The sequence below is a fragment of the Roseibium album genome (genome assembly GCF_965233825.1).
In the GTDB taxonomy this organism is placed as follows: domain Bacteria; phylum Pseudomonadota; class Alphaproteobacteria; order Rhizobiales; family Stappiaceae; genus Roseibium; species Roseibium album.
On sequence record NZ_OZ247583.1, the window covers coordinates 587,159 to 604,182 of the forward strand.

Consider the following 17,024-nt stretch of genomic DNA (forward strand, 5'->3'; position numbering starts at 1 on the left):
GGATCAGGCCTCCATCTTGTCGGATGCAAGGTGGATTGCCTTGCGGATACGGGCATAGGTTGCGCAGCGGCAGACATTTCCGTCCATGGCGGCATCGATATCTTCATCCGTTGGCTTCGGCGTTTCGCTCAAAAGAGCGGTCGCCGCCATGATCTGGCCGGACTGGCAATAGCCGCATTGCGGCACATCCAGCTCGTTCCAGGCGGCTTGCACGGCCTGCGCCGCCTTGCCGTCAACTCCCTCGATGGTAGTGATTTCGGCACCTTCCAGATCACCGACAAATGTCTGGCAGGACCGGATCGGAACGCCATCCCAATGAACGGTGCAGGCGCCGCATGAGGCAATGCCGCAGCCGAACTTCGTTCCGGTCATCCCGAGTTCGTCGCGCAGTGCCCACAAGAGCGGGCTTTCGGGATCGGCGTCGAGCGTCCGCGTTTCCCCATTGATTTTAAGTGTAACTGACATGAAGGACGTCTCCCTTGGCTGGCCTTAACTGGCTAAAGGGTGTAAACTACACTGTGCAGTTTAGTCTTTGTATTCGTATCTGTAAACTCCCTAGTTTACATAGAGTGCCTTTTTTGGGAAAAAAGAGCGGGGAACTGAAAACAAAAAAAGAAATGCAACAAGGGCTGATGTGAGCAGGACATGTCCGTATCCGACCAGAAGAAAAAGCAGATAGTCGAGGCCGCGATCGCGGAATTTCAGGAAAAGGGGTATGCCGGCGCAAGCATGGACCGGATTTCCGAACGTGCGCAGGTCTCCAAGCGAACAGTCTACAATCACTTTGAAAGCAAGGACGTTCTCTTCAGGGCCATCAACCAGTGTCTCGCCGACCAGATCAATTCCGCACTTGAACTGTCCTATGATCCGGACCTGCCCATTCGCGATGCGCTTGTCAGGCTGGGCTGGGCAGAGGGTGAACTGATGATCAATCCGTGCTTCATGAGCCTTGCCCGCATGATCATGAGCGAGACCATCCGCGATCCGGAACTCGCTGCCGATATGAATGCCCGCATGACCAAACTCGTCGTTTTCGCCGAATTCATCGAACGCGCGACGAAGGAAGGCAAACTGAAGGCCGAAGATCCCGCTGTTGCCGCCGAACAGTTTCTGGGCCTCATAAAGTCCCGCGCCTTTTTCCCGAACATCTACGCCGCCCGCGTTCCCGACCGTGAGGAGATCGGCAAGATCATCGAGGAAAGCGTCGACTTGTTCCTGGCAAGGTATGGTGTTGCATCAGTGGCAAAATCGGCAGCGGAATAGGCTTTCTCTGAGCCCTGAACCGATCGCGACGACTTGTCCGTCAGGTAGCCTTCTTGTAACGCCGCAAGATTTAAACGGACATCTTTGGTTCAAAACGCTAGAGCCACCCCTTTGTCATCCTTGCGAAGACAGAGATCCGGTATTCACTGAAGGGAGAGAGACACACCGCCGCGGCGGCGCAATGGATCCCGAACCTCCACTCTGCAGCGTCCCAGACGACAATGGTTCGAGCCCATCAAACAAAACGACGACACAAGCTGACTAACCCGAATTCCCAACCGGCTTTTCCAGCAACTTGCCCCACCGTGTCCGCTCCGCCATCTGCTGGCGCGTCTCCTCGGAAATCAGGCCGTCTACATTTTCCGGAACCCAGCCACCCCCGAGCCCCTTGTAGACCGCGATCAGGTTGGTCAGCACGTTCGCTTCCGCGGCAATCAGACGTTCTTCGGCGACAAGCAGGCTCTTCTGGGCATCGACCACCCGGTTGTAGGATGCGGTCCCATCTTCATACTGCGCCTCGACCTCAGAAACGGCACTGCGGGCAGCCGCCACGCTGCGGCGCAGGTAAACCGCTTCCTGCTTGGACCGAAGAAAGGCCGTCAGGGCGTTCTCAACTTCCGAATACGCATTGAGAACGGTATTCTTGTAGTTGAGCAGCGTTTCCTGGAATTCGGCATCCTGGACCCGGACATTGTTCTGGATGCGGCCATAGTTCAGGAAGTTCCAGGAAAACCCCGGATTGATGAAACCGGTTGCCGTGCCCTTGCCGAACAGGTTTGAAAAATCATCCGCACTGACACCGATCGCGCCGGAAATGGAGAACGCGGGATAAAGGTCCGCCTTGGCAACGCCGATCTGGGCCGACTGCGCCGCGGCCACATATTCCGCATAGCGTATGTCCGGGCGCCTGCGCAGAAGATCAGCCGGAACACCAATGGCAACTTCTGCCGGGGCACGCGGATAACGGGCTCTCCGCCCAAGGCGCGACTTCATCTTGCCCGGAGGCTCGCTCAAGAGCAGGCTGAGTGCATTATAGGCCTGCGCCAGTTCAGCCTCGTAACCCGGAATGCTGGCAAGCGTGTTGTTGTAAAGAACAGTTGCCTCGTCGACATCCAGCTTGGTTGCCGCGCCGTTTTCCAGACGTAGCCGGGTAAGATCCAGTGATTTTTTCTGCAGGGCTGCATTCTTGCGCGCTGTTGCCACCAGTTGCTGGAGCTCGCGGACGGTCACATAGGTCGCTGCGATATCACCCGTGAGCGTGACAAGCGCGTCATCATAGGAAGCAATGTTTGCCTTCAGGTTGGCGTCGGCCGACTGCACGTCCCTGCGAATCTTGCCCCAGACATCAATCTCCCAGGCAGCATCGAACCCCGCAGACACACGGGTAATGTGGTCATTGACCAGCCCGACCCTCTCCAAGTCCCGGATAAACGGATCTTGGGCGCTGAAACGAATGCTCTTGGAACCACCGTTGATCTCCTGCACCTGGGGAAACAGTTCGCCCCGTGCGATTCCCAGCTGCGCGCGCGCCTGATAGACGCGGACACCTGCCGCCTGCAGCTCCACATTCTGCCGGTAAGCCTGGGCAATCAGGCCGTTCAGGGTTTCGTCCCGGAAGACATGCCACCACGGCACGGAATTCGCGCTTCTCGTGGTGAACCCGGTTCGGCTGTCGATCGGCAGATCGGCACCGGAACTCCAGCTGTCGAGAATGGGAGCTTCGGGCCGTTCAAAGTCCGGTCCGACCATGCAACCACCCAGCAGCAGCGAGCTGCCGAGAACCGCCGATAGTCTTGCCTTTTGCAATCGCCCCATAAACCTGTCGCCCGTCCTAGACATCAAAAGGTACGATGAAGTTGACCCAGGAATAAAGGCGCATGTTCACGCGCCGGAGGACCGCGACCCAGTTTCCACCACCTCCGGTATAGATTGCAGCGGCGCCATGGGCTCCCGCCGGATAGCGTTTCAGGGCCGGGTCGTCATCGAGAACGATTTCAACCGCGAACCGCCCCTGCGGGCTCATGAACAGGAATTCCGGCACGCGTCCGCGGGGAATGATCTGTCCCTGACCGGTTCCTTCCCAGATGGCCCTCACCTTGCCGTTGAAGATCTGGCCCGGATAGATGTCCAGCGCCACTTCCACCGGTTGACCGGGTTCGACGAATTTCAGGTGTTCCTGATAGAATGTAGCCAGAAAATAGGGATTTGCATCGGCAACGAAAGCTGCGATGGAGCCGACACGGAAACCACCCACGACCAGCCCGGGCCGCGCCTGCTGGCTGATGATCACGCCGTCTTCCGGCGCGTAGATCGTCGTCTGGTCGAGATAGTATTGCGCCTGATCCACCTGGGACTGCGCGGCGGCAACCTGTGCGTTGACACCATCGAATTTCGCATCCACGGCCAGTTGAGCTTTCTTCACATTGGCCTCGGCCTCCGCGACCTGCGCCTCTGCACCGGCCAGCTGCGCGTTCCACTGGTCCAGTGTTTCCTGCTTGGCCCCGCCGCGCGGCACAAGGTTGGAATAGCGGTTCACCTGTTCGTTCGCGAATTGCTCGTTCGCCCGGGCCTGATTGAGGGAGTCGCGTGCAAGCACCACGTTCTCCTCCAGGATCAGCGCATTCTGCTGGGCGTTGGCCAGGTTAGCCTCGGATTCCGCAAGTTGCGCCGCATAAAGGGTCGGATCAAACTGGTAGAGCTGGTCCCCTTTCTTCACTTTCTGGTTCTGGGAGACGTAGACTTCCTGCAATACCGTGGGATGCGGAAGGCGTGGTGCGATCTGGATCGTTTGCCGGATGACATGCCCGTCGATCGTGTAGGGCGTATAGAACCGCAGAAACACGATCAGCAGAAAAAGAACGTGGAAACCCACCCAGAAGCTCACCACACCCCAGGCGATGTTGAACTTGAGCCACTGAAACTTGTAGAACACCAGCCACATGAAGAGGGCATAAAACCCGAGGATCAACAACGCGACAGTCATGAGGACGCTCCGTCCTTTGCTGCGTTTCGTGTCGCGTCCGCCGCTTCGGTTCCGGACAGTGTTGCCTGGATTGCCGCCGTCCGGGCAACCTCACCCGTCTCCGGATCCTCGTCTTCAGGTGTGTCGCGCATGTCCTTGGGAAGTTTGCGGACATCAATGGTCAGGCTGTCGTGATAGGCCCAGATAAGGGCATGAATCCAGGGAAAGACCGTGAAAAGCCCGATCCATCCGCCGAGCTTTACGGATTCCGCATGCGGATGTTTGCGCTTTTCCGCGAGCTTTCCGGGCAAGCCCCCCAGTGTGATCATCGCATAGAAAAAAGCGATCACGACCAATAGCAGAATCAGAAAGGTCGCGTAGTCATATCCATCGAGTTTGAAGTCGATAAGATCCATTCTACCTCCCAGGCCCGCAACACAACCAGACTGATGTTTTTGTCACCTGAACACCCTCGACCGGAGCGCGACCAATTGCAAGTACCGTCACGGACGTACCGACGATTGAGCCATCTTTTGCAGGCAGGGGGAACGGCGACCATTTGGCCGAATTGAAGGGCTTGCACCGCCAAGAGAACCGGCTAAATTGCCGAAAATTTTCAACGGTGCGGTAGAACCGCCACAACATCGGACTGGATCCACCCCAAAATGGCGCATGGAGATATCAAAAAAGTCGTTCTGGCCTATTCCGGCGGCCTCGACACTTCCATCATTCTGAAATGGCTGCAGACCGAGTTCGGCTGCGAGGTGGTAACATTCACCGCCGATCTCGGCCAGGGTGAGGAACTCGAACCTGCGCGCAAAAAGGCTGAGATGCTCGGCATCAAGGAAATCTATGTCGACGATTTGCGCGAGGAATTTATCCGCGATTTCGTCTTCCCGATGTTCCGCGCCAATGCCGTCTACGAGGGCGTCTATCTGCTGGGCACTTCCATTGCGCGCCCGCTGATCTCCAAGCGTCTCATCGAAATTGCGGAAGAAACCGGCGCTGACGCGGTAGCACACGGTGCGACCGGCAAGGGAAATGATCAGGTTCGATTCGAACTCTCGGCCTACGCTCTCAACCCGGACATCAAGGTGATCGCGCCCTGGCGCGACTGGTCCTTCAAATCTCGGACCGATCTTCTCGATTTTGCCGAAAAGCACCAGATTCCGGTACCGAAGGACAAGCTCGGCGAGGCTCCGTTTTCCGTGGACGCCAACATGCTGCACTCGTCGTCGGAAGGCAAAGTCCTGGAGGATCCGGCCGAAGAAGCCCCCAATTACGTATTCCAGCGCACTGTCGACCCCACTGAGGCGCCGGACGTCGTCACGGAAATCGAGATCGGTTTTGAAAGGGGCGACGCAGTCTCGCTCAACGGCGATAAAATGTCACCGGCGACACTCTTTGCCAAACTCAATGACTATGGCCGTGACAACGGGATCGGCAGGCTCGATCTGGTCGAGAACCGGTTCGTCGGCATGAAAAGCCGCGGCATTTACGAAACTCCGGGCGGCACCATCTTGCTGACGGCGCACCGCGCGATGGAATCGATCACGCTCGATCGCGGTGCATCGCACCTGAAGGATGAGTTGATGCCGCGCTACGCGGAACTGATCTACAACGGTTTCTGGTTCTCTCCGGAGCGTGAAATGCTGCAGGCATTGATTGACAAGAGCCAGGAACACGTCACCGGTACAGTCCGTCTGAAGCTTTACAAGGGTAATGTTATTCTTGTTGGCCGGTCGTCACCCTACTCGCTCTATTCCGAAGAGCTTGTTACATTCGAAGACGACCAGGGCGCCTACGACCAGAAGGACGCCGCGGGCTTTATCAAACTGAATGCCCTGCGCCTTCGCACACTTGCCAAGCGCGACCGGCTCGACTGAGGCAGACCGACATGGCAACTCCGGTGGCGGCGACCATTGAAAAAGATCTCGCGGCCGCCGGTTTCTTGTCGCTGGGTGGTTTTATGCCTGAAGATGCGGACGGTGTTCCGGCACTCTCTGACGGCGCCGCAACCCGAGCGCTGCTTCTGATCGGCAGCACAGGACCTTCGCTCGGTCCTGTGCTTCGTCTCAGCCCCGAGTATTCCGACAATTGTCCGGACCCGCTGGACCGGTACACAAGACGTGTTCTGGGTACCATGGCGTCCAGGTACGGTTTCCAGATTCTTTTTCCGTTCGACGGCCCCCCCTATCATCCCTTTCAGCGTTGGGCCGTGAGGTGTGGCGGGTTTTCACAAAGCCCGCTCGGTGTCCTCGCGCACACCGAATTTGGCCCCTGGTCGGGCTTTCGCGCTGTGTTTCTGTCATCTTCGCCTTCGGATCTTTTGACACGAACTTCCCGGCAAGGACCTTGTGAGACATGTGTGGACAAACCCTGCCTGACGATATGTCCGGTGAACGCGGTGTCCCTCAAGGGTGATTACGATGTTGCCGGTTGCCGAACCCATCTGGAGCAGAACCCCGATGCGGATTGCTGGTCCGGCTGCCTTGCCCGGCGCGCCTGCCCCTTTGGCGTGGACCACAAGCCACCGGCAGATACCGCCCGGTTTCACATGAAGAGTTTTATCGGACTCTAGTGCAATACAACTAGTTTCGATCTGATTGGCCTAATGCTTTACAAGGACTCGGCTGGAGCGAACTGCAATTAGAAATCAGTAAACAAACGAGTGTAGCAGGAGCGCTTCGCTATCAGCATACACACCGCAGTTGCAAGCATTGCGCCGGCAATCTGATCGATGAAATAATGCCCTCCGAAAATCGGCGCAGATGCAATCATCGTAAGTGAATAGGCCGAGACGGGCCAGACCAGCTTAGTTCGCAGAAAACAGATAATCAGTATGACGCCGCCCGCAGTATGGAACGACGGAAACGTCACAAGCCCCGGTACCGAAAACAGATTTACAACCGGTGTGTCTGCCGCCCTTAGCGCCATCATGTGCTCTAGATGATAGGCTCCTGGAACCTTATCGTATCCAGGCAATGTATCTACCATTCCAAAGAAATGAATGGGTGCACTGAGAGCAGGAAACAGAAAGCCGATACTAATGGAGATTGTGGCAGCGATCAGAAAAACTTCGCAAAAGAACTTGGCGCGTCGAAAATACCCGCACAGAACAAGTAAAATGAACCCTGCAAACGAAGCAGCGTCAAACAACACGTAAGCAGTCTCAAGTGGAATCTTCAGTAGTGGGTAAGTCTCGACGAAATTGAAGTATGCCAACCAGTTCAAACCAAGCGCGACATCCGATTTCGCTAGCATCGAATCGGCAAACGGAAAAGCAATGCTCATGGTCAGGTGATTGAGAATTCGCAGCGAAGAGAGCGCAAGCAGAATGAACGCAATGCCTTTAAGAACGATTTTCAGGCGGTCAAGGATCCGAACCTGGATCGACAATGCACTGTCGCGCAAGTCGAGATACTTGGCAAAAATCAAAGAAACCAGAGAAAGAAAAAAATATGGAACTAATGTCAGAAACTCAATTTCAGCAGAAAGACTGATATAAAGCAATAAATCTGCAAAAATCACCATAAGAAGGATAGAATAAGGAAGTTTTCCGGGAAATAGCTTCAGAAAATCCTGTGTTATTCCTTCAAAGTGCGAGTCCTGCCGAATTGGTGAGATATTTTTTTCTAATTCTATACTCGAAGCAGCGTCGGATAAGTTCTCTATAGTCACCGCAATCACCGCAATTGAGTCCAATACAACAGCACGGCGCATTCATAGATTGCTGATTTTAATATTTTGTTTAAAGACACAATCAGATGTAATCAAAGTTAAGTCTTTATCACCCCGTCCTGACCCGGACAGGTTTCCAGTGCTTCTGCGGCGGTCCGCCCGTCAATCAGCAGGGCGTCCGGCCAGATTTCGGCGAGCGGAACAAGAACGAATGCACGTTCACCCATGCGCGGGTGCGGCACTTCCAGATTGTCCTCATGAATGTTTCGCGAACCGTAGAGCAGAACATCGACATCGATCACCCTTGGTCCCCAGCGGACCTCTCGGACCCGGCCGAGCTCATTTTCCACTTCAAGACAGCGTTTCAGAAGCTGCTGAGGGCTGAGAATGGTGTCAATGACAACACAGATATTGACGAAATCGTCCTGGGGCACCGGTCCCCAGGGAGGTGTCCTGTAGTTGGAAGAACGCGCAACCAGCGTGATCCCGTCCGTTTCCGACAGACGTCTGACGGCATCATCGAGATTGCCAATCGGATCTCCCAGGTTCGAGCCAAGCCCGAGCGCGGAGCGGAACGGGGCGTCGGTTGCGTGTGAGGAGGAATTCATGTCAGTCGGGTGTCCGTTCAAGATGGGTCGCTTCCAGCATACGTACACAATCTGCATGCGGACCGACATCATGGGCACGGACAATTGCAGCGCCTTTCAGGAGCGCTGTCATATGCACCGCAAGTGATCCATGCAGCCGGTCATCCGTTTCCACATTCAGGATCGCACCGATCATGCGTTTGCGTGACGCGCCGGCCAGGACAGGAAGACCGTATTTTCCAAGGGTCTCGAAGCGATTCAGAATGACGAAATTCTGGTCGACCGTCTTGCCGAAGCCAAAACCCGGATCGAGGATCTGCTTTCCATTGGGAATTCCGGCCTTGTCGGCCAGGTGGAGGGATCTTTCGAAGAACCGGTCAATGTCGTCCATAATGTTGATGCTTCCATCAGCCGCTTGCCGGTTGTGCATCATCACCACATGGACACCGGCTTCGGCAACGGTATCGGCCATGGCAGGATCCCGCTGCAGCCCCCAGACATCATTGACGATCACGGCCCCGGCGCGGCACGCCCGCCGGGCAGTTTCCGCCTTGTAGGTATCGATGGAGACAGGAATCCCGAGATCACAGACAGGTTCCAGAACGGGCGCCAGACGCTTCCACTCGTTTTCCAGCGTAATTGGCGCCGAGCCCGGGCGGGTACTTTCAGCACCGATATCCAGAATATCGGCCTTCTCGGAAATCATGACCGCTGCATGCGTCAAGGCAGCCTGGTCTTCATTGTGACGGCCTCCGTCCGAAAAGGAATCCGGGGTCACATTCAAGATGCCCATCACGTGAGCGCGATGCGTCGGCAAGGTATATTCAGCGGCTTTCGCCATTCCCAGACCATCTCTTTCTTGTCTTCCCCGACAGATGCCTGTTTGACCGGGCAGGGTCAAGCAAAGAGCTATGCGGGAAGACACAAAGAACAGCTGCCTATTCGGCGGCCGCCAGACGGGTTGCCCGGTTTTTGAAAAGCAGGTGGAGCAACATGCCGACGATCGGCATCAATGGCAGCACCGAAGCCAGGCCCACAAGCGGATCGCCAAGCGCGGCGACAATCAGACTGGCAACGATGCCGCCACCGAATTGCATGAAACCGGTCATGGCCGATGCGGCTCCGGCAATGTGAGGGAACGGCGCCATGGAATCTGTGAAACTTGCCGGCAGAATGAATGCGAGTGCAAAAACAAACAGGGCCACCGGTCCCATGACGGTCAGGACTGTCGGCTCCTGTGTCAGCGTCAAAAGGCACATGAGTGTGGATGAACCGATCCAGAGGACCATGCCGACGGGAACAAGCCGCCGCGCCTCGACGACCCGGAGCAAACGTCCCGTCACGACAGTACCGACGATAAACGACCCGGACTGAATGATCATTGCGAGACCGAATTCGAAAGGTGTCAATCCCACTTTCTCTATCAGAATGAACGGCAGAATGGTCGCAAGCGCGTAAAGACCTCCAAGTCCGCACCCGATCAGGATGCTGGAGGCGAGAAACCTCGGATCCCGCAGAAGCGTCAGATAGTTGATGGCGAGTTGGCCGGGATTGAGATGGTGCCGGCCCGGGTTCGGATTGGTTTCAACCTGGCAAAAGACAACGGCCACCATCAGAACCACGCCGTAGATCACCATGCACCAGAAGACTTCGCGCCATCCGAACAGTTCCAGGACAAATCCACCGATTGTCGGAGACACGGCCGGGCCCAGCGCCAGCATCATCGCAATGGCGTTCATGATCCGCGCTGACGCCTGTCCCGTGAACTGGTCACGGACAATCGACCGCGAAACGGAAATGCCGACCGCGGCGCCGATTCCCTGCAGCGCTCTTGCGGCAACCATGAACTCAACCGTCGGTGCAAATGTCGCCAGAAAACTTGAAGCCAGATAGAGGCTCAAGAACGCAAGAGTAACAGGCTTGCGGCCGAATGCGTCTGCCAGCGGACCGCAGATGAGCTGCGCGATCGCAAATCCCGCGAAATAGGCAGTCAGGGTCAGCTTGACGGCCGCGTCTGTCGTTCCGAAAACCTCGACGAGTGTCGGCATGGCAGGCGTATAGAGCGCCATCGAAACCGGTCCGATGGCGACGAGGCCAGCGCCCAGCAACGATGTGCGCCGCGCGCTCATGATGGCGGTGCCGGACTTCATTTCCGCTTGCCGATGCCTTCCTCGGATATCAGGTTGTCCTTCATGTCCTGCAGCAGTCTTTCCAGAACAGCCCTGTCATCTTCCGGGATATCTTCAAGCGCCTTGGCCCGTACCGACTGCAAGGCTGCTCCGATGCGTTCCAGAAGCGGATTGGATTCCGGCGTCAGTTCAACCAGTTTTGCCCGCTTGTCCTTCGGGTCCGGGCACCTTTTGATCAGCCCCGATCCTTCAAGGGAATCCAGATATCCGACCAGCGTCATCGGCTCGACAAACATGATGTCCGCAAGCGCTGCCTGTCGCTGGCCCGGATGGCGCCAGACGTAAAAAAGCGTACGTGCCTCTCCAGCCGTCAATCCGGTCTCCACGTCGGCGAGTGCGGCCTCGAAGCGGCGCCTCAGCAAGCGTGCAAGATCAACGACCAGCATGGTGACGCTGACATTTGGGTAAGCAATGTTCATGGACAGCCTATTAGTAAGGTTCCCTTACGAATTAGGGTTCCAGATACGATCTGTCAATGCACAGAAAGTCGAGGTTCGCCACTTGGGATGCAAGCCTGGACACCACCGCATTGCACAATTCAGGCAGTCCACGTATAAAGGCGCCAAATTCGGCGGGTGCGCCGATCCCAGATTTTACAAGTCCAGACATGTCGCGGGTCCCAATCGGGCCCGCTCTGTCTTTTGGAGCCACTCATGAAACTTCGAAATATTGCCATCATCGCGCACGTCGATCATGGCAAAACAACCCTGATCGACGTCCTGCTGAAGCAATCCGGTGCATTTCGCGACAACCAGCGCACTGAAGAGCGGATGATGGATTCCAACGACATCGAGCGCGAACGCGGGATTACGATCCTGGCGAAAGTCACATCGCTGGTCTGGAAGGACACACGCATCAACATCGTTGACACGCCGGGCCACGCCGACTTCGGCGGTGAAGTCGAACGTATCCTGCACATGGTCGATGGTGTCATCCTGCTTGTCGACGCTGCAGAAGGTCCGATGCCGCAAACCAAATTCGTGCTCGGCAAGGCACTGAAGCTCGGCCTGAAACCGATTGTCGCCATAAACAAGATCGACAAGCCGGAGCAGCGTGCCGACGAAGTTCTGGACGAAGTTTTCGATCTCTTCGCCGCGCTCGATGCCAATGAAGACCAGCTGGATTTTCCGGTTCTCTACGGTTCCGCCAAACAGGAATGGATGGCGCTCGAACCGGACGGACCACAGGACAATATGGATCCGCTGTTCGATATGGTTCTGGACAAGGTCGCCGCTCCTGAAGCGGACCCGGGTGAATTCCGAATGCTGGCGACCACGATCGAGTCCGACCCTTTCCTGGGCCGCATTTTGACCGGGCGCGTCGTTTCCGGAACAGCATTGCCCAACATGCCCATCAAGGCGCTTGCCCGTGACGGCAGCCAGGTGGAATCGGGACGTGTCTCCAAAATCCTCGCGTTCCGAGGACTGGAACGCCAGCCGATCGAACAGGGCGAGGCCGGAGATATCGTCGCCATTGCCGGTATGGCAAAGGCAACCGTCGCCGACACTCTGTGCGCAACCGGCGTCACCGAATCACTGCAGGCGCAGCCGATCGATCCGCCGACGCTGTCCATGACCTTTCGCGTCAATGACAGCCCGCTGGCCGGCACCGAAGGTTCCAAGGTTCAGTCCCGTGTCATCCGCGAACGTCTGATGAAGGAAGCCGAAGGCAACGTCGCCCTCAAGGTGGAAGACACCGGCGAACCGGACGCATTTGTCGTTTCGGGCCGCGGCGAACTGCTGCTCGCAATCCTGATTGAGAACATGCGCCGCGAAGGCTTCGAACTCGGAGTCGGCAGACCCCGCGTTGTCTACCAGTTCGACGATGCCGGCAATCGCCTTGAGCCGATCGAGGAAGTCATCATCGACGTTGACGAGGAACATTCCGGTGTCGTGGTGCAGAAGCTGCAGGAACGGAAAGCCGATCTTCTGGAAATGAAGCCCTCCGGTGGCGGCCGCACCCGGCTCGTGTTCAATGCTCCGACCCGCGGACTGATCGGCTATCAGGCCGAGCTCCTGTCCGACACACGCGGAACGGCCATCTTCAACCGTATCTTCCACGGCTACGAGCCCTACAAGGGCCCGATCCAGGGACGTCATACTGGTGTGCTGCTGTCCAACGGCACCGGTGAAGCCGTTGCCTATGCCCTCTTCAATCTGGAAGATCGCGGCCCGATGATGATCGACCCGGGCACCAAGGTTTATCCGGGCATGATCGTTGGTGAGCACACGCGCGGCAATGACCTGGAAGTCAATGTGCTGAAAGGCAAGCAGCTGACAAACATCCGTTCTGCCGGAAAGGACGATGCGGTCAAGCTGACGACGCCGAAGAAACTCACGCTGGAAGCCGCGCTTTCCTACATCTCAGACGACGAGTTGGTGGAAGTCACTCCCAGCTCCATCCGCCTGCGCAAGGCCATTCTCGATCCGCACGAGCGCAAACGCATCGAACGCGCTGCCAACAAGGAAAGCGCGTAAGGCTGGCTTTGCCGACCGTTTCTGGAAACAGCCCGGGCATCGTCCCGGGCTTTTTTTGTTTCCGGTGGTGGCCTGCAACACGCGGGCCGTTGCTCCAGCCGGTGCGGTCGCGGAAACCTCTATCACTCAGGCACTGTCGGGTATTTCATACCGGCAACTTCTTGCATCAACCGGATCACCTGGGTGCTGTATCCCGCTTCATTATCATACCAGACGTAAAGCACGAGGCGGTTGCCGTCGACGATCGTGGCCTGGCTATCGACCACACCGGCATGGGTGGAGCCGACCAGGTCGGAGGAGACCAACTCGGTTGACGCCGTGTAATCGATCTGGTCCTGCATCGGCGATTGAACGGAAATCCCACGCAGGTAGTCGTTCATTTCCGCGTCTGTCGTTTCACGCTGAAGGTTCAGGTTGAGGATTGCCATGGAGACATTGGGAACCGGCACCCGAACCGCGTTGCCGGTCAACTTGCCCTTCATTTCAGGCAGGCACTTTGCCACTGCGCTGGCCGCACCTGTGCTCGTCAACACCATGTTCAAAGGCGCGGCCCGACCGCGGCGATCGCCCTTGTGATAGTTGTCGATCAGGTTCTGGTCGTTGGTGAAGGCGTGGATGGTTTCCACGTGGCCATTCTCGATCCCGAACCCGTCATTGATCACCTTGAGCACCGGCGTGATCGCGTTGGTGGTGCACGAGGCAGCGCTCAGAATGTCATCATCTTCGGTAATGTCACCATGGTTCACGCCATAGACGACATTCTTGATGTTGCCTTTTCCCGGCGCGGTCAGGATGACCTTCGACGCGCCCGGACATTTCAAGTGTTGACCAAGCCCTTCCTCGTCGCGCCAAATCCCGGTGTTGTCGACCACCAGCGCATTACGGATGCCGTATTTGGTGTAATCCACCTCGGCGGGCGAGTTGGCGTAGATCACCTGAATGTAATTGCCGTTGGCGATAATCGCGTTCTGTTCTTCGTCAACCGTGATTGATCCGCTGAACGCGCCGTGAACGGAGTCCCGCCGCAGAAGGCTGGAGCGTTTCTTCAGATCACCGCCCTTGCCGCCACGCACGACGATTGCGCGCAACCGCATTTTGTTGCCGGCGCCAACGCGCTCTATCAGCATGCGGGCGAGGAGACGGCCAATGCGCCCGAAACCATAAAGAACGACGTCCTGCGGTTCCTGCAGAATAGAGGTTTTGCCGGTGTTGATGCTGGCAAGCTGCTCCTGCACGAAGCTCGAAACATCGCCGCCCTCCTCCATGTAGCGGTGACACAGCTTGCCGAGGTCGACGCGGGACGCGGCGAGATCCATCTCAAGCATCGCCTTGACGATTTCGAGACTTTTGGAGACTTCCAGTTCCTGCCCAGTAATCTGCAAGGCATAACGGTGTGCCTTGATGATCTCTATTGCGGAGTTGTTCAGCAGTCGCCGTCCAAAGATCCGGATGTTGATGCCGTAATCCCGATAGAGATGGCCAACCAGCGGGATCAGCTGCTCGGCGGCGGACTGTTGTTCCTTCCAGTTGTCGAAGTGATTATCCATGGCCGCCATTTCCAGCAACTCCCTTATGGTATTTCCAGCGCAATATCTGGCCGTCTTCAGGGTCAGGACCCCGGCTCGCGCCCGGTGTTTAGCTCTTGTGCAAACACAATGTCCATAAGCTGTTTGAAGATTAATCGATTGAAATTGGGGGGCTTTGTCGGCGGAGCATTTTTGTCCCTTTTCGACACATCATGAGCATGCCAGATCATCGGAAATCGACACATGGATGCTTGGGTTGATTGTAAAATCTTAAGGCAGGTACTGGTTAATCGCGGGCATCATCTGGTGTGGCTGTTAAAGCCGCTTTTCGGTCTTGTGCAGGCATCCGTGCACTGCGCTGCAAAAGTCAGCTTCGAACCCAAACAACCGATTGCTGCGCCTTGCATGAAGGTCGGCTTTGCCGCCATTGTCCATAATCACACCAAGCTTTGCGGAGTTATGGTGCCGCTTAAGTTAAGCAGCACAATAATGTTCTTCCACGGGGAGTGTCGTGAACGCGTGGCTTAGCCTCCGAACCCCGCCGCCTCGGGAAGCAATGTGGACAAAGCTGGGAATGCAAAGACGAGGATCAGGCCCAGAAGCATCAGCGCTGCATAGGGCAGGGCGCCGCGGATTACTTCGGACAAAGGGGCTTTGGCAATACCTTTGATGACGAAAAGGTTCATCCCCACGGGAGGTGTGATCAACGCAAGTTCGAGGTTGATCATAAGCAGGATACCATACCATATCGGGTCGATCCCAAGTGCCAGCATTACAGGAAAAACAATTGGCGTCGTGATCAGGATTATCGAGATTGTCTCGAGGAACATGCCCAGCACAAGAATGAGCAACATAACTGCAACGACAAACAGGGCGGGGCTGAGGCCGATTGCCGTCACTTGTTCGACGATCTCGATTGGGAGACGAATGATGGTTACTGCATGACCAAACAGCGCAGCAGCCGCCAGGATCATGAAAAGCATAGCCGTTGTGCGCACTGTCTCAAACGCTGTAACCCAAAGGTCACGGAGACCGAAATTCCGGTAAACCAGAACACTGATTAACAGAGCGTAGAGGCAACCGATAGAAGCAGCTTCAGTCGCTGTAAAGATTCCGAGGTAGATCCCGCCTAACACGACCGGCGGCATCAACAAGGCCCAGATCGACTGTCTTATGCGCGACCAGATGACCCGCATGCCTGCAAAAGGTTGGGAGACAACTGCGCTCCCAAACCCGGCGCTGATCATCGCCCAGACTGCAAAAATGACCGCCATCATGATACCCGGCAACAACCCGGCTAGAAAGAGAGCTCCGATCGATGCCTCGGTTACGATTGCATAAAGAATGAGTGGTCCAGAGGGTGGGATTAAGATCCCCAGCGTACCGCCAGCCGCAATCACGCCGTAGGAATAACTCGGGCGGTAGCTGAAGCGCTTCATCTGCGGGATGGCCGTCGAGCCGATTGTCAGCGCCGTTGCAACAGAAGAACCGGAAATGGCTGCGAAAATGGTACAGGAAAGGATCGTTGCAACTCCAAGACCACCACGCAGATGGCCGACCATGGCATTGGCTGCGTCATAAAGGTCCTTGACCACACCAGCACGGATCATCACATGTGCCATGAAGGCAAACATCGGTATCGCCGTTAGAAGTCCGTTGTTCAGTTTGGCAAACACCGTATCGGCTGCGCTGTTCACGTTGCCTTCCGTCAGCAACATTATGATTAGCGATGTCAGCCCCAGTCCGGCAAAGATTGGCATGCCTGTTAGCAGGAGGACAATCAAACCGACCAAGATCAGAAACGTCATCATGGCCGGCGCACCGTCACAAGTGTGAAGATGCGAGCCAGCGCCGCAAGGATCAAAATGATCATGCCGATCAGCAGAAAACCTTGTGGAATCCACATTTGGATACCCAGATATCCATCTGAATAGATGCCGAAATCATATGAAAACTGCACCATGAGCACCGCGCTATAAAGAACAGCTGCGGCTACCAGGATCACACCAATCATCCCCCAAACCTCGACCAGCCACTGAATTCGGGGGCCAGCGCGTTCAGTCAGCAGGTCGACCCCGAAATGTTCGCCGCGCAAGAGTACTTCGCCAGCTCCGAGGGCCACCATAGCCACAACGATAAAGCCGTTGAGTTCGTCGGAAAAAGTGATCGGTGTTCCAAGGACGTAGCGCATGAAAACGCTATAACTCACCACTCCAAAGACGATGAGCACCAGCAACGCGGCAATGCCTGCCCCGGACAACGTAATCAGGCGCACCCCGCGTTCCACCCCTGAGACCGGCAAGGCCTCAGAGGCGTCAGTTTCATGATCTAGTTTCACG

At 56.4% G+C, this 17,024-nt stretch carries 17 protein-coding genes; 5 read left to right on the top strand and 12 right to left on the bottom strand.

Going from position 1 to position 17,024, the window contains the following annotated elements; all coding sequences use genetic code 11:
• Positions 1-3: 3 nt before the first annotated feature.
• On the bottom strand, positions 4-465 hold the full coding sequence (locus tag ACO6TI_RS02685) for a (2Fe-2S)-binding protein (RefSeq protein WP_055114626.1): 462 nt from the start codon (positions 463-465) through the stop codon (positions 4-6).
• A 180-nt stretch (positions 466-645) separates the two neighbouring features.
• Between ACO6TI_RS02685 and ACO6TI_RS02690 the strand changes: the two genes are divergently transcribed.
• On the top strand, positions 646-1,263 hold the full coding sequence (locus tag ACO6TI_RS02690) for a TetR/AcrR family transcriptional regulator (RefSeq protein ID WP_055114628.1): 618 nt from the start codon (positions 646-648) through the stop codon (positions 1,261-1,263).
• Positions 1,264-1,524: 261 nt separating this feature from the next.
• On the opposite strand, the gene ACO6TI_RS02695 is transcribed toward ACO6TI_RS02690, so the two are convergent.
• The 3 genes from ACO6TI_RS02695 to ACO6TI_RS02705 are packed head-to-tail and all read right to left on the bottom strand — an operon-like array spanning position 1,525 to position 4,641.
• Positions 1,525-3,078: an efflux transporter outer membrane subunit gene (locus tag ACO6TI_RS02695; protein ID WP_422384292.1), complete on the bottom strand. Its 1,554-nt coding sequence runs from the start codon at positions 3,076-3,078 to the stop codon at positions 1,525-1,527.
• Positions 3,079-3,094: 16 nt separating this feature from the next.
• Positions 3,095-4,246: an HlyD family secretion protein gene (locus ACO6TI_RS02700; RefSeq protein ID WP_104702502.1), complete on the bottom strand. Its 1,152-nt coding sequence runs from the start codon at positions 4,244-4,246 to the stop codon at positions 3,095-3,097.
• The gene (locus ACO6TI_RS02705; protein WP_055114633.1) at positions 4,243-4,641 is read right to left on the bottom strand and encodes a DUF3302 domain-containing protein; all 399 of its coding nucleotides are present in this window, start codon (positions 4,639-4,641) and stop codon (positions 4,243-4,245) included. Before ACO6TI_RS02705 ends, ACO6TI_RS02700 begins: the two co-directional genes overlap by 4 nt.
• 249 nt (positions 4,642-4,890) lie before the next feature.
• Here ACO6TI_RS02705 and ACO6TI_RS02710 point away from each other — a divergent pair, with 249 nt between their 5' ends.
• The gene (locus ACO6TI_RS02710) at positions 4,891-6,111 is read left to right on the top strand and encodes an argininosuccinate synthase (RefSeq protein ID WP_029062556.1); all 1,221 of its coding nucleotides are present in this window, start codon (positions 4,891-4,893) and stop codon (positions 6,109-6,111) included.
• 11 nt (positions 6,112-6,122) lie between these two features.
• Positions 6,123-6,806 carry a hypothetical protein gene (locus ACO6TI_RS02715; RefSeq protein WP_422384293.1) on the top strand — a complete coding sequence of 228 codons (684 nt, stop codon included), beginning with the start codon at positions 6,123-6,125 and terminating at the stop codon, positions 6,804-6,806.
• 68 nt (positions 6,807-6,874) lie between these two features.
• On the opposite strand, the gene ACO6TI_RS02720 is transcribed toward ACO6TI_RS02715, so the two are convergent.
• From ACO6TI_RS02720 to ACO6TI_RS02740, 5 genes are all read right to left on the bottom strand, one after another.
• Positions 6,875-7,948, bottom strand: coding sequence for a phosphatase PAP2 family protein (locus ACO6TI_RS02720; RefSeq protein ID WP_422384294.1), 1,074 nt, complete (start codon positions 7,946-7,948; stop codon positions 6,875-6,877).
• Between the two features lie 56 nt (positions 7,949-8,004).
• The gene (gene folK, locus ACO6TI_RS02725; RefSeq protein WP_281926670.1) at positions 8,005-8,514 is read right to left on the bottom strand and encodes a 2-amino-4-hydroxy-6-hydroxymethyldihydropteridine diphosphokinase; all 510 of its coding nucleotides are present in this window, start codon (positions 8,512-8,514) and stop codon (positions 8,005-8,007) included.
• A 1-nt stretch (position 8,515) separates the two neighbouring features.
• Positions 8,516-9,334, bottom strand: a complete 819-nt coding sequence (gene folP, locus ACO6TI_RS02730) for a dihydropteroate synthase (RefSeq protein ID WP_104702506.1) — start codon at positions 9,332-9,334, stop codon at positions 8,516-8,518.
• Between the two features lie 97 nt (positions 9,335-9,431).
• Positions 9,432-10,643, bottom strand: coding sequence for a multidrug effflux MFS transporter (locus tag ACO6TI_RS02735; RefSeq protein ID WP_108874297.1), 1,212 nt, complete (start codon positions 10,641-10,643; stop codon positions 9,432-9,434).
• Positions 10,640-11,101: a MarR family winged helix-turn-helix transcriptional regulator gene (locus ACO6TI_RS02740; protein ID WP_055114647.1), complete on the bottom strand. Its 462-nt coding sequence runs from the start codon at positions 11,099-11,101 to the stop codon at positions 10,640-10,642. Before ACO6TI_RS02740 ends, ACO6TI_RS02735 begins: the two co-directional genes overlap by 4 nt.
• A 234-nt stretch (positions 11,102-11,335) precedes the next feature.
• Here ACO6TI_RS02740 and typA point away from each other — a divergent pair, with 234 nt between their 5' ends.
• Positions 11,336-13,159, top strand: a complete 1,824-nt coding sequence (typA, locus tag ACO6TI_RS02745; protein WP_055114651.1) for a translational GTPase TypA — start codon at positions 11,336-11,338, stop codon at positions 13,157-13,159.
• Positions 13,160-13,281: 122 nt separating this feature from the next.
• Here the strand turns inward: typA and ACO6TI_RS02750 are convergent, their stop codons facing one another.
• Positions 13,282-14,715 carry a glyceraldehyde-3-phosphate dehydrogenase gene (locus tag ACO6TI_RS02750; RefSeq protein WP_422384295.1) on the bottom strand — a complete coding sequence of 478 codons (1,434 nt, stop codon included), beginning with the start codon at positions 14,713-14,715 and terminating at the stop codon, positions 13,282-13,284.
• Positions 14,716-14,928: 213 nt separating this feature from the next.
• On the opposite strand from ACO6TI_RS02750, the gene ACO6TI_RS02755 reads away from it, so the two are divergent.
• Positions 14,929-15,213 (top strand): hypothetical protein, encoded by a 285-nt coding sequence (locus ACO6TI_RS02755; protein WP_422384296.1) that lies wholly within the window; start codon positions 14,929-14,931, stop codon positions 15,211-15,213.
• Here the strand turns inward: ACO6TI_RS02755 and ACO6TI_RS02760 are convergent.
• Positions 15,210-16,496, bottom strand: a complete 1,287-nt coding sequence (locus tag ACO6TI_RS02760; protein WP_422384297.1) for a TRAP transporter large permease — start codon at positions 16,494-16,496, stop codon at positions 15,210-15,212. The two genes, ACO6TI_RS02755 and ACO6TI_RS02760, sit on opposite strands and share 4 nt — an antisense overlap.
• Positions 16,493-17,023 carry a TRAP transporter small permease gene (locus tag ACO6TI_RS02765; protein WP_104702511.1) on the bottom strand — a complete coding sequence of 177 codons (531 nt, stop codon included), beginning with the start codon at positions 17,021-17,023 and terminating at the stop codon, positions 16,493-16,495. Before ACO6TI_RS02765 ends, ACO6TI_RS02760 begins: the two co-directional genes overlap by 4 nt.
• Position 17,024: the final 1 nt, after the last annotated feature.